The organism is Pandoraea sp. XY-2 (assembly GCF_004193915.1).
GTDB lineage: Bacteria > Pseudomonadota > Gammaproteobacteria > Burkholderiales > Burkholderiaceae > Pandoraea > Pandoraea cepalis.
Map to the genome: position 1 here is coordinate 1,856,432 of NZ_CP030849.1, position 11,880 is coordinate 1,868,311.

Genomic DNA, 11,880 nt, shown 5'->3' on the forward strand with positions numbered 1-11,880 from the left:
ATGGCATCCACATTGAATCCCAACCTGCTGCTCGCGATCCCGCTGGCGCCGCTCGTCGGCTCCTTGATTGCCGGCCTGTTCGGCAAGCAAGTCGGACGCGCGGGCGCCCACACGGTCACGATCCTCGGCGTGCTGGTCGCGTTTGTCCTCTCGGTCATGACGTTCATCGACGTCATGAACGGGGCGAGCTTCAACGCCACCGTCTACGAATGGGCCCGCATCGGCGAGCTCAAGCTCGAGATCGGCTTCCTCGTCGACACGCTCACCGTCACGATGATGTGCGTGGTCACTTCCGTCTCGCTGATGGTGCACATCTACACCATCGGCTACATGGCGGAAGATCCTGGCTACCAGCGCTTCTTCTCGTACATCTCGCTGTTCACGTTCTCGATGTTGATGCTCGTGATGAGCAACAACTTCCTGCAACTGTTCTTCGGCTGGGAAGCGGTGGGCCTGGTCTCGTACCTGCTGATCGGTTTCTGGTACACGCGTCCGACCGCGATCTACGCCAACATGAAGGCGTTCCTGGTCAACCGCGTCGGCGACTTCGGCTTCCTGCTCGGTATCGGCCTGCTGCTGGCCTTCACCGGCACGCTGAACTACGGCGAAGTGTTCGCGAAGGCCAACGAGGTCGCGGCCCTGTCGTTCCCGGGCACCGACTGGCGCCTGATCACCGTGGCCTGTATCTGCCTGTTCATCGGTGCGATGGGTAAGTCGGCGCAGTTCCCGCTGCACGTGTGGCTGCCGGACTCGATGGAAGGCCCGACCCCGATTTCGGCACTGATTCACGCGGCCACGATGGTGACCGCGGGGATCTTCATGGTGAGCCGCATGTCGCCGCTGTTCGAACTCTCGGACACGGCGCTGTCGTTCATCACGATCATCGGTGCGATCACGGCGCTGTTCATGGGCTTCCTGGGCATGATCCAGAACGACATCAAGCGTGTCGTGGCCTACTCGACGCTCTCGCAGCTCGGTTACATGACGGTCGCGCTCGGCGTGTCGGCCTACCCGGTCGCCATCTTCCACCTGATGACGCACGCGTTCTTCAAGGCGCTGCTGTTCCTCGGTGCGGGCTCGGTCATCATGGGCATGCATCACGATCAGGACATGCGCAACATGGGCGGCCTGTGGAAGTACATGCCGATCACATGGATCACCTCGCTGCTGGGCTCGCTCGCGCTGATCGGGACACCGTTCTTCGCCGGTTTCTACTCGAAGGACTCGATCATCGAAGCCGTGGCCGCCTCGCATCTGCCGGGCTCGGGCTTCGCGTACTTCGCCGTGGTCGCCAGCGTCTTCGTCACGGCGTTCTACTCGTTCCGCATGTACTTCATGGTCTTCCACGGCAAGGAGCGTTTCGGTCAGGTGCATCACGACCATGACGCGCATCACGAGGAAGAAGAGGAAACCGCCGATCACCACCACGGTCTGGCCCCGGGTCAGAAGCCGCACGAGTCGCCGGCGGTGGTCACGATCCCGCTGATTCTGCTGGCGATTCCGTCGGTCATCATCGGTGCCATCGCGATTGCCCCGATGCTGTTCGGCAGCTTCTTCAAGCAAGGCGTGGCGTTCAAGGACGTGATCTACGTTGGCGAAAACCATCCGGCGATGGAAGAGCTGAGCCACGATTTCCACGGCTGGCTGGCGATGGCGTTGCACTCGTTCGGCACGCTCCCGATCGCCCTGTCGGCGCTGGGCATCGTGCTCGCGGCGTTCTTCTACCTGAAGCGCCCGGATATTCCGGAAGCACTGAAGCATCGGTTCTCGGGCATCTACAACCTGCTCGACAACAAGTACTACATGGACAAGATCAACGAAGTGGTCTTCGCCAAGGGCGCGCTCAAGATCGGTCGCGGCCTGTGGAAGGCGGGCGATCAAGGTCTCATCGATGGCGCGGTCGTGAACGGCAGCGCGCGTCTGGTGGGCTGGTTCGCCGGTGTCATCCGCTTCGTTCAATCCGGTTACATCTACCACTACGCGTTCGCCATGATCCTCGGCATGCTCGGGCTCCTGACGCTGTTTGTGACGTTGAACGGCAAGTAATAGGGGGAGCCAACAATAATGCAATCGCTACCGCTTCTGAGTCTGGCCATCTGGCTACCCATCATCTCGGGGATCGTTGTCCTCGCGGTGGGTAACGACCGCAACCCGGGCGGCGCACGTGCGCTGTCGCTCATCGGGTCGCTGATGAGCTTCCTGGTCACGCTGCCGTTGATCTCGAACTTCGACGCCAATACGGCGGCGTTCCAGTTTGTCGAGAAATCGAGCTGGATCGACCGCTTCCACATCAACTACTTCCTCGGCATCGACGGCATCTCGCTGTGGCTGATCGTGCTGACCTCGCTTATCACGGTGATCGTGGTGATCGCTGGCTGGGAAGTGATCACGGAGCGCGTCGCCCAGTACATGGCCGCGTTCCTGATCCTCTCGGGTCTGATGATCGGGGTTTTCTCGGCGCAAGACGGCCTGCTGTTCTACGTCTTCTTCGAGGCCACGCTGATCCCGATGTACCTGATCATCGGTGTGTGGGGCGGCCCGAACCGGGTGTATGCCGCGTTCAAGTTCTTCCTGTACACGCTGCTCGGCTCGCTGCTCATGCTGGTCGCGCTGATTTACCTGTACAACGTGACGCACTCGTTCACGCTGACCGACTGGTACGCCGCGAAGCTGCCGATGAACGTGCAGATACTGCTGTTCGCGGCGTTCTTCATGGCCTTCGCCGTGAAGGTGCCGATGTGGCCGGTGCATACCTGGTTGCCGGACGCCCACGTGGAAGCGCCGACCGGCGGCTCGGTCGTGCTGGCCGCGATCATGCTCAAGCTCGGGGCCTACGGTTTCCTGCGCTTCTCGCTGCCGATCGCGCCTGACGCCAGCCACTACCTGTCGGGCTTCATGATCACGCTCGCGCTGATCGCCGTCGTCTACATCGGCCTCGTGGCCCTGGTGCAGACCGACATGAAGAAGCTGGTGGCGTATTCGTCGATCGCTCACATGGGCTTCGCGATTCTCGGCTTCTTCATGTTCAGCGAAATTGGCATGCAGGGCGCACTGGTGCAGATGATCTCGCACGGCTTCGTCTCGGGCGCCATGTTCCTGTGTATCGGTGTGCTTTACGACCGCATGCACTCGCGCAACATCGCCGACTACGGCGGCGTGGTGAACACGATGCCGAAGTTCGCGGCGCTGTTCATGCTGTTCGCGATGGCCAACAGCGGTCTGCCGGCGACGTCGGGCTTCGTGGGCGAATTCCTGGTGATCCTGGGCGCCGTGAAGCTGAACTTCTGGGTGGGTCTGCTTGCTGCGACCTCGCTGATCACCGGTGCGGCGTATTCGCTGTGGATGTACAAGCGCGTGATTTTCGGCGCGATCGCCAACGATCACGTGCGCGAGCTGGTCGACATCAACAAGCGCGAATTCTTCATGCTGGCCGTGCTGGCGGCGCTCACGCTGTTCATGGGTATCTATCCGAAGCCCTTTACCGACCTGATGCACACCTCCGTCGTTAACCTCCTCGCCCACGTGGCGCAGACCAAGCTGCCTTAATCGGGGAGGATATCCAGATCATGCAAAACATCAATCTGCTGCCTGCGTTGCCGGAGGCCATCCTGCTGCTCATGATCCTCGTGATCATGATGTGCGACGCGTTCCTCGGCCAGACGCGCAAGCTCAACTATGTGCTGGCGCTCATCACGTCCGCGGTCGTGTCCGTGCTGTGGGCATGCAACGCCAGCGATCCGGCGTCGCACTACCTGTTCGGTAATGTGTTCGTCGCCGATCCGATGTCGAACCTGCTCAAGGCCTTTGGTGGCCTCGCCACGTTCGTCACGTTCGTCTACGGTCAAAAGTATCTGGAAGCCCGCGGTCTCGCCCGCGGCGACTTCTACGTCCTCAGCCTGTTCTCGCTGCTGGGCCTGTCGGTGATGATCTCGGGCAACAACTTCCTGACCTTGTACCTGGGTCTGGAACTGATGTCGCTGTCGCTGTACGCCCTTGCCGCCGTCTGGCGCGATTCGACGAACGCGACCGAGTCGGCCATGAAGTACTACGTTCTGGGGCGCTCGCCTCGGGCTTCCTGCTGTACGGCATGTCGATGATGTACGGCGCGACCGGCTCGCTCGAACTGTCCAAGGTCTTCGAAGTCATCGCCTCGGGCGCTGTGAACAAGGTCGTGCTGGTGTTCGGCGTTGTGTTCGTGGTGGCAGGTCTGGCGTTCAAGCTCGGCGCCGCGCCGTTCCACATGTGGGTGCCCGACGTCTACCAGGGCGCGCCGACCCCGGTCACGCTGCTCATCGGTGGCGCGCCGAAGCTGGGTGCCTTCGCGCTGCTGCTGCGCTTGCTCGTCGAAGGCATGCTGCCGCTGGCGATCGACTGGCAGCAGATGCTGATCATCATGGCGGTGCTCTCGCTGGTGATCGGTAACCTGACGGCGATCGTGCAGACCAACGTCAAGCGCCTGCTGGCCTACTCGACCATCTCGCACATGGGCTTCGTGCTGCTGGGCATGCTCTCGGGCGTGGTGGGCGGCAAGATCGACGGGATCGCCGACGCGTACGGTTCGTCGATGTTCTACAGCGTGATCTACCTGCTCACGACGCTGGGCACGTTCGGTATCGTGCTGCTGCTCTCGCGCCAGGGCTTCGAGGCCGAGAATCTCTCCGATCTGAAGGGCCTGAACCAGCGTAGCCCGTGGTTCGCGTTCGTGATGCTGATGCTGATGTTCTCGCTGGCCGGCATTCCGCCGCTGGCAGGCTTCTACGCCAAGCTGGCCGTGCTGCAAGCCGTGGTGAACGCGGGCATGGTGTGGTTGGCGGTGGTGGCGGTGTTGGCCTCGCTGATCGGTGCGTTCTACTACCTGCGTGTCGTCAAGCTGATGTACTTCGACAAGGCCGACGACCACAATGCGCTGCAGGGCAGCGGCACGATGCGTTTCGTGCTGTCGCTCAACGGTTTGGTCCTGCTCTATCTGGGCCTGATGCCGGGCCCGCTGATGGACTGGTGCCTGCGCACCATCAAGCTGACGCTCGCCAGCTGAGCGGCTGAGCGGCTGAGCGCGTTAGACTACACGAAGGCGGCCGGGCGGGTCGAAATGACCGGCCCGGCGCACGATACACGAACCGGCGGAGGGATGATCGATGGGTATGTCGGCAGGCGGTATGCTGGTGATTGTGCTGTCCTTGTTGGGCGCGAATCTGCCGTTCGTGAACCAGCGCCTGTTTGGCGTCATCGCGCTCAAGCGAGCAGTCAAGCCGCTGTGGTGCCGACTGGTCGAGATGGCGGTGGCTTATTTCGTGGTGGGTGCGCTCGGTTATCTGATCGAGTCGGGCATCGGCAACGTGTTTTCGCAGGGCTGGCAGTTCTATGCGGTCACGGCCAGTCTTTTCGTCGTGTTCGCGTTTCCGGGCTTCGTGTACCGGTATTTGTGGCGTCATCGACCGGCTGCCGTTGTGGCCTGAGATGTTTGCTTCGCAAGACGCCGCCCTTGGGCGGCGTTTTGTTTTGGGTTCGCCAATTTTCAGCCGTGGAGGGCTTATGACCCAGCGTCAATTCGACGATCGACATCTGATTGAGACGCGTCTTGAGAGCGATACGGTCTATGACGGTTCGTTCCTGACCATCAAGCGCGACCGCGTGCGTCTACCCGACGGCAAGACGGCAACGCGCGAATACACCACCCATCCGGGGGCCGTCATGGTGATTCCGCTCTTCGACGACGGCCAGGTGCTCATGGAGCGTCAGTATCGGTATCCGCTCGAGCGCGTGATGACGGAGCTGCCCGCCGGCAAGCTCGACGATGCGGAGGGCGGTCTCGCGTGCGGCCAGCGTGAGTTGCTGGAAGAGACGGGGTATCGTGCCGAGCGCTGGGATTACCTCACGCGTATTCACCCGGTGATTTCGTACTCGACGGAATTCATCGACATCTGGCTTGCGCGCGACCTCACGCTTGGCGAACAACGCCTCGACGAGGGCGAGTTTCTCGACGTGTTCAAGATGCCCGCGACCGAACTGCTGCAATGGGTGCGGGACGGGCGTATCACGGACGTCAAATCGATCATCGGCGCGTTCTGGCTGGAAAAGATATTATCGGGCGTGTGGCAGCCGAACGAGCGGTCGCCACAACGCTGATCCATCGTCATTTTTTCGATCCCCGGTCTCGTGACCCACGGGGTCGGGATACATCCATTGCGTCATGAAGGTTTTTGACTTGCGTTGTGCACACGAGCACACCTTCGAGGGCTGGTTCGGCTCGGAGGACGATTACCTGTCGCAGCAAGCGCGGGGGCTGGTGACATGCCCCGTCTGCGGCGACGCGCAGATTGCCCGCATGCCGTCTGCGCCGCGCCTGAATCTGTCGGGGGCGACGTTGCGTGCCGAAGGCGCGCCGGCCGCGCGACCGCCAGGCGAAACGGCCTCGCGGGACGTCGCCAAAGCGAAAAGCGAGCTACAGACGCTCTGGATGAAGGCGGTGCGTCACGTCATGGCGAACACGGAAGACGTGGGCAGCCAGTTTGCCGAGGAAGCCCGCAAGATTCACTATGCGGAAGCCCCGGAGCGCAATATTCGCGGCACGGTGTCGCGCGAAGAGAGCGAAGCGCTGGCGGAAGAGGGCATCGACGTCATGCCGCTGCCGATTCCCGACGGCTTCAAGGATACGTTGCAGTAAGCCCGTAACCGTCTGGCGGATGACGCCAGCACGCCGCATGCAGGAGCTAGCGATGGCAACTCTCGAGTACTACTTCGAAGACTTCACGGTGGGTGACACCTTCGATCTGGGCGAATACACGTTCACGGCGGACGAGATCGTGCATTTTGCGCGGCAATTCGATCCCCAGCCGTTTCACATCGATGAAGCGGCCGGGCGCGAGTCGCATTTCGGTGGGCTGGTGGCCAGCGGCTGGCACACGTGCAGCATCATGATGCGGATGAACGTCGACCAACTGCTCTCGCGCTCGTCGAGCATGGGGTCGCCGGGCGTCGAGCAGATCGAGTGGCTCAAACCGGTGCGTCCGGGAGACACGATCACGGTCACGAGCAGCACGCTGGAAGTGCGCGCGTCGAAAAGCCGTCCCGATCGGGGCATCGTGCGCCAGCTCTGGACGGCAACGAATCAGCATGGCGAAGAAGTGTGCCGGTTCCGCGGAACCGGGCTCTATTTGAAGCGCGGCGACTGAGTCACGCGAGCATCGGGCTCACCGGCGCTCGCGTCGGCCTGCCGCGGTGGACTCAATGTGACAGATCGCTCACCGAGGCCGCCGGGGCATCGCGTTTGACCTGCGAGATGCCGTCTTCCATCTGCTCGGCGCTCGAGAACATCTGGCTTTGGCCGATGATCTCGCCATTGCGCGCCTTGAGCACGAAATACGGGCGGCCGGACGTCGACGTCTTGCGCTCGAAACGGTGGTCCTCGGCCGAATTTTTGCGAACGGACTCGATGCCGTTCTGCGCAGAGGCCCGCGCCTTGTATGTCTCGGACGAAAGGATAATGTGCCCGCTGTCGGCCATCAGGTGAAAGTGGAATTCACCGTTGGGACTGCGCTTGAGTTCGAACTTGCCTGACATATGTGGATCTCCCGGATCTTCCAAAAGCCAGCGGCGAGGGACTGCGAACTGCAAGGGGACGACGGCGGCCAGCCGCGTCGCAGACGTTTGAAAAACGTCTGCAGGTACGTGTTCGGCGTGTGCGACGCGCCTACGCATCGAGCGTAATGCGCCTAGATTAGCACCGCCAGCGTCGCGGCGAAACCGCAGTCTGTTGCGAAGTGTCAACCACTTCGCGCTACGCCCCGCCGGACCGCCACCGCTCGCCCCGCGGCCTAATGGCGCGCGTATTGTGTCGCGCCGAACAGTATCTCGCGGGCCTTGGCGTCCTGAAGCGGCTTGCGCGCGTCGGCCAGCACCTTGATGCCGCGCTGCACGGCCGGACGGGCCTCGATGGCGTCGAACCAGCGCTGCACATTGGGGAAGTCCGACATCACCACACCTTGATTCTTCCACGAGCGCAGCCACGGCCAGATGGCAATATCCGCAATCGTGTACATGTCGCCCGCCACGTACGGGTGATGGCCGAGCCGCTTGTCGAGCACGCCGTACAGACGCCGGGCTTCATTGGTGTAGCGCTTGATCGCGTAATCGATTTTCTCGGGCGCGTAGATCCGAAAATGGTGCGCCTGACCGAGCATCGGCCCCACGCCCCCCATCTGGAACATCAGCCATTCGAGCGTCTCGTACTTGCCGCGCACATCCTCGGGCAGGAAGCGCCCGGTCTTGCCCGCCAGATACAGCAGGATCGCTCCCGACTCGAACAGCGAGATCGGCTTGCCGTCCGGCCCGTCCTCGTCGACGATGGCCGGAATCTTGTTGTTCGGCGAGATGGCGAGGAAGGCGTCCTTGAACTGGTCGCCCGCCCCGATATCGACGGCATGTGCGTGGTAGGGCAACCCGCACTCTTCGAGCATGATGTGGACCTTGTGGCCGTTGGGCGTGGCCCAGGAATAGAGTTGAATCAATTGTGGCTCCTTGTTGGGGTGTCGGTCGACGACGGGGCGCCGGGGGCGCTCGGCGCGCTCGCGTAGCGCGCCAGTTCCAGCTTGGCGATGGCGTTGCGATGGACTTCGTCGGGGCCGTCCGCGAAGCGCAACGTGCGCGCGCTCGCATACGCGTAGGCCAGCGGGAAGTCGCCCGAGAGCCCCGCCGCGCCATGGGCCTGCATCGCCCAGTCGAGCACCTGGCACGCCATGGTCGGCGCCACGACCTTGATCATGGCGATCTCGGCCCGCGCCGCCTTGTTGCCGACGGTATCCATCATATAGGCGGCCTTGAGCGTGAGCAGGCGCGCCTGTTCGATCAAACACCGGGCTTCGGCGATGCGCTCGCGCGTGACGCCCTGCGCCGCGATCGGCTTGCCGAACGCGACCCGTGAGAGCGTACGCTGGCACATCAACGAAAGCGCACGCTCGGCCAGCCCGATGAGCCGCATGCAATGGTGGATACGCCCCGGGCCGAGACGCCCCTGCGCGATCTCGAAGCCGCGTCCCTCGCCGAGCAGGAGACTGCTGGCCGGCACACGCACGTCATCGAGCACGATTTCCATATGGCCGTGCGGGGCGTCGTCGTAGCCGAAGACGGTGAGCGGGCGCACGCGCGTCACGCCCTTGGCGTCGGCCGGCACGAGAATCATCGACTGTTGGGCATGCTTCGGCGCCTCCGGATCGGTCTTGCCCATCACGATGTAGACGGCGCAACGTGGGTCGCCCGCGCCGGTCGACCACCACTTGCGGCCATTGATGACGTAGTCGTCGCCGTCGCGGCGAATGCGGCACTGGACGTTGGTGGCGTCGGACGACGCCACGTCCGGCTCCGTCATCAGAAAGGCGGAGCGGATCTCGCCGCGCAGCAGCGGTTCGAGCCATTGCGCCTTTTGCGCGTCGGTCGCGTAGCGCTCGAGCGTTTCCATGTTGCCGGTGTCGGGGGCGTTGCAATTGAAGACTTCCGGCGCCCACGGGACCTGTCCCATGATCTCGCACAGCGGTGCGTATTCGACGTTGGTCAGGCCCGCGCCGCGCCCCGAGTCGGGCAGGAACAGGTTCCACAGCCCGGCCTGCTGCGCGAGCGGCTTGAGGCGTTCGATGACCGGCGACGGCTGCCATGCGTCGCCTTGGCGCCGCGCTACCTCGATCGCTTCGAGATAGTGACGCTCGTTCGGGAAAATGTGCTCGTCGAAGAATGCGGTGAGGCGCTCGCGTAATGCCTCGACTTTCGGGCTGTAGGTGAAATTCATGAGGTCTGCGTTCCGTGACTGCCTGCGTGATCGAGATCCCGGGACCCGCACTGCGCGGGGGCTGTGCTGCGCTGCGCGTACATCCAGGCGAGTTCGGCCATCGGCCGCGCGCGCTGGCCGGCATCGAGCGCCTGCTGGCTGACCGCCGTGCCGTCGGCGACGCGCTTCATGATGCCTTGCAGAATTGCGGCGATACGGAACATGTTATACGCGAGATAGAAATACCACTGCGCGGGCCGGGCAATCCCCGTGCGCTCGCTGTAGCGGGCGACGTAGGCGTTTTCGTCCGGTATGCCGAGGGCGGCCCAGTCGAGGCCGGCAATGCCGCGAAACACGCCGGGGGTGACGTGCCATGCCATGCAGTGATAACTGAAGTCGGCGAGCGGGTCGCCGAGCGTCGACAGTTCCCAGTCGAGCACGGCGAGTACGCGCGGCTCGCTCGGATGGAAGATCAGATTGTCGAGGCGGAAGTCGCCGTGCACGATGCTGGTGCGCTCGGGCACGCCAGACGGCAAATGCGCGGGCAGCCACTCGATGAGACGGTCCATCGCGTCGATCGTCTGCGTCTGTGAGGCGCGGTATTGCTGGCTCCACCGGGCGATCTGTCGAGCGATGTAGCCGCCAGGCTTGCCGTAGGACGCAAGGCCGATGGCCGCGTAGTCGACCCGGTGCAGGGCCGAGATGACGCGGTTCATCTCGTCGTAGATGGCACCGCGCTCGGCCGGTGTCATGCCGGGCAGCGAGGGGTCCCACAACACGCGCCCCGGCACGAAGTCCATGACATAGAACGCCAGCCCGATCACGCTTTCGTCCATGCACAGGCCCCGCATGCGGGCGACGGGGACATCGGTGCCGGCGAGGGCATGCATCACACGATATTCGCGCTCGATGGCGTGGGCGGACGGGAGCAGTTTGGCGGCCGGTGCGGGCTTGGTGCGCAGCACGTAGGCGGCGTCGGGGGTCGTCAGGCGATAAGTCGGGTTGGATTGGCCGCCGTTGAATTGCGTGATCGTCAGCGGCCCGACGACGCCGTCGACATGCGCGGCGAGCCAGCCTTCGAGCGCAGCGGTATCGAAGGGCGCGCGCGCGTCCAGTGCGCGTTCGCCGGCAAATGTGGAATAGTCCTGCGCGAGCTCCTCGGCCATGCTGTCTCCTGCATTCCCGGTGCTACGTTGTTCGTGACGATTTCGACAGTTTCGACTGCGTTGTTTGTTGCTTGTTGCTTATTGCGTGTGCGGACGCTTCACGTCGCGCGATGGCCTGACGAGCTTATCCTCGGGCTCGCGTGCGCACAAACGACGCGAAGATCTTTTCCATGACGGTCAGCCGGTTATCGCGATGCAGCACTTGCGGCGGCGCAAAGTTCATCAGGCGCACGACCCAGTCTTCGGGCTTGTCGCCCACGTCGAGCGCGTTGATGCAGGCGGGGGTTTGAGCGAGCTGGCCCAGGAAGAGGCGTCCGAGCGGATGCATGGCATGCGAGAGAATCGCCCGATTCACGCCGCCGTGCAACACCAGCAGCACCGTATCCCACGACGTATCGGCGCGCAGCTCCGCCAGCGGCGGCACCACGCGGTCGAGCAACTCGCGCACCGACTCGCCGTTCATGAAGCGGGTGCTCTCGGGCACGAGGCCGTCGAACGCGCCGAGAAACGCCTGCGCGATCTCGCCCGGCGGCAGGTCGGCAATGTTGCCGGCGCGAATTTCCTGCCAGCACGTCCACGTCTCGATGTCGATCTGTTGCCCGGTCTCGGCCAGCACGCGATCGGCCGTCTCGCGGGTGCGCGGCAGGCCGCTCACGATCACGCGATCGAAGCGGATGTTCTCGGCGGCAAAGGCGCGTCCGGCGGCGCTGGCTTGCGAGCGCCCCAGCTCGTTGAGCGCGACGGCGTCGGCGTCGATAGGCTTGCCGCTGTCGTCGAAGTAGGTGACGTCGCCATGACGCATCAGGTAGATGCGGCGGCGCTGTGGCGGCGTGAATGCCAAGGGACCGGCGGCGGCGCCGGATTGGCCGAGTGAGTCGCGCATTCGGTAACTCTCCTGAGAGGGGCGCCGGCAGTCTAACGGGGCGCTGCGGCAAGGCCTTGACCGACCGCGCGCGT

11 protein-coding genes and 1 pseudogene are annotated in these 11,880 nt (G+C 63.5%); 7 read left to right on the forward strand and 5 right to left on the reverse strand.

Annotated elements, in window-relative coordinates:
* The 7 genes and pseudogenes from nuoL (at position 1) to DRB87_RS08530 (ending at position 7,172) form a co-directional block, all read left to right on the forward strand.
* The gene (gene nuoL, locus DRB87_RS08500) at positions 1-2,046 is read left to right on the forward strand and encodes an NADH-quinone oxidoreductase subunit L (protein ID WP_130025592.1); all 2,046 of its coding nucleotides are present in this window, start codon (positions 1-3) and stop codon (positions 2,044-2,046) included.
* Positions 2,047-2,064: 18 nt separating this feature from the next.
* Positions 2,065-3,546, forward strand: a complete 1,482-nt coding sequence (locus DRB87_RS08505) for an NADH-quinone oxidoreductase subunit M (RefSeq protein ID WP_130025593.1) — start codon at positions 2,065-2,067, stop codon at positions 3,544-3,546.
* Positions 3,547-3,971: 425 nt separating this feature from the next.
* Positions 3,972-5,035 (forward strand): annotated as a pseudogene (gene nuoN, locus DRB87_RS08510) (NADH-quinone oxidoreductase subunit NuoN).
* 106 nt (positions 5,036-5,141) lie between these two features.
* Positions 5,142-5,456 carry a DUF2818 family protein gene (locus tag DRB87_RS08515; protein WP_017233026.1) on the forward strand — a complete coding sequence of 105 codons (315 nt, stop codon included), beginning with the start codon at positions 5,142-5,144 and terminating at the stop codon, positions 5,454-5,456.
* A 76-nt stretch (positions 5,457-5,532) separates the two neighbouring features.
* The gene (locus DRB87_RS08520) at positions 5,533-6,126 is read left to right on the forward strand and encodes an NUDIX domain-containing protein (RefSeq protein ID WP_017233027.1); all 594 of its coding nucleotides are present in this window, start codon (positions 5,533-5,535) and stop codon (positions 6,124-6,126) included.
* 64 nt (positions 6,127-6,190) lie between these two features.
* Positions 6,191-6,664 carry a DUF1178 family protein gene (locus DRB87_RS08525; RefSeq protein WP_130025594.1) on the forward strand — a complete coding sequence of 158 codons (474 nt, stop codon included), beginning with the start codon at positions 6,191-6,193 and terminating at the stop codon, positions 6,662-6,664.
* A 52-nt stretch (positions 6,665-6,716) separates the two neighbouring features.
* Entirely contained in the window at positions 6,717-7,172 is a 456-nt protein-coding gene (locus DRB87_RS08530; RefSeq protein WP_017233029.1) for a MaoC family dehydratase, read from the forward strand.
* Positions 7,173-7,224: 52 nt separating this feature from the next.
* On the opposite strand, the gene DRB87_RS08535 is transcribed toward DRB87_RS08530, so the two are convergent.
* The 5 genes from DRB87_RS08535 to DRB87_RS08555 all read right to left on the reverse strand — a co-directional run bounded on the left by DRB87_RS08535 (position 7,225) and on the right by DRB87_RS08555 (position 11,806).
* Complete coding sequence (locus DRB87_RS08535; RefSeq protein ID WP_130025595.1) at positions 7,225-7,560, reverse strand: YegP family protein; 336 nt, start codon at positions 7,558-7,560, stop codon at positions 7,225-7,227.
* Positions 7,561-7,814: 254 nt separating this feature from the next.
* Positions 7,815-8,507: a glutathione S-transferase C-terminal domain-containing protein gene (locus DRB87_RS08540; RefSeq protein ID WP_130025596.1), complete on the reverse strand. Its 693-nt coding sequence runs from the start codon at positions 8,505-8,507 to the stop codon at positions 7,815-7,817.
* On the reverse strand, positions 8,504-9,778 hold the full coding sequence (locus DRB87_RS08545) for an acyl-CoA dehydrogenase family protein (RefSeq protein ID WP_130025597.1): 1,275 nt from the start codon (positions 9,776-9,778) through the stop codon (positions 8,504-8,506). Before DRB87_RS08545 ends, DRB87_RS08540 begins: the two co-directional genes overlap by 4 nt.
* A complete protein-coding gene (locus DRB87_RS08550; RefSeq protein ID WP_130025598.1) occupies positions 9,775-10,923 on the reverse strand; it encodes a phosphotransferase in 1,149 nt (382 codons plus the stop codon). The genes DRB87_RS08545 and DRB87_RS08550 overlap by 4 nt, the downstream gene beginning before the upstream one ends.
* 124 nt (positions 10,924-11,047) lie before the next feature.
* A complete protein-coding gene (locus DRB87_RS08555; RefSeq protein ID WP_130025599.1) occupies positions 11,048-11,806 on the reverse strand; it encodes a histidine phosphatase family protein in 759 nt (252 codons plus the stop codon).
* Between the last annotated feature and the right edge of the window lie 74 nt (positions 11,807-11,880).

Excerpts from the sequence above, each read along its gene's own strand:
- DRB87_RS08520 (WP_017233027.1), top strand. The coding sequence starts at position 5,533 with ATGACCCAGCGTCAATTCGACGATCGACATCTGATTGAGACGCGTCTT.
- DRB87_RS08525 (WP_130025594.1), top strand. The coding sequence starts at position 6,191 with ATGAAGGTTTTTGACTTGCGTTGTGCACACGAGCACACCTTCGAGGGC.
- DRB87_RS08515 (WP_017233026.1), top strand. The coding sequence starts at position 5,142 with ATGTCGGCAGGCGGTATGCTGGTGATTGTGCTGTCCTTGTTGGGCGCG.
- DRB87_RS08550 (WP_130025598.1), bottom strand. The coding sequence starts at position 10,923 with ATGGCCGAGGAGCTCGCGCAGGACTATTCCACATTTGCCGGCGAACGC.
- DRB87_RS08555 (WP_130025599.1), bottom strand. The coding sequence starts at position 11,806 with ATGCGCGACTCACTCGGCCAATCCGGCGCCGCCGCCGGTCCCTTGGCA.
- DRB87_RS08545 (WP_130025597.1), bottom strand. The coding sequence starts at position 9,778 with ATGAATTTCACCTACAGCCCGAAAGTCGAGGCATTACGCGAGCGCCTC.
- DRB87_RS08505 (WP_130025593.1), top strand. The coding sequence starts at position 2,065 with ATGCAATCGCTACCGCTTCTGAGTCTGGCCATCTGGCTACCCATCATC.
- DRB87_RS08535 (WP_130025595.1), bottom strand. The coding sequence starts at position 7,560 with ATGTCAGGCAAGTTCGAACTCAAGCGCAGTCCCAACGGTGAATTCCAC.
- nuoL (WP_130025592.1), top strand. The coding sequence starts at position 1 with ATGGCATCCACATTGAATCCCAACCTGCTGCTCGCGATCCCGCTGGCG.
- DRB87_RS08530 (WP_017233029.1), top strand. The coding sequence starts at position 6,717 with ATGGCAACTCTCGAGTACTACTTCGAAGACTTCACGGTGGGTGACACC.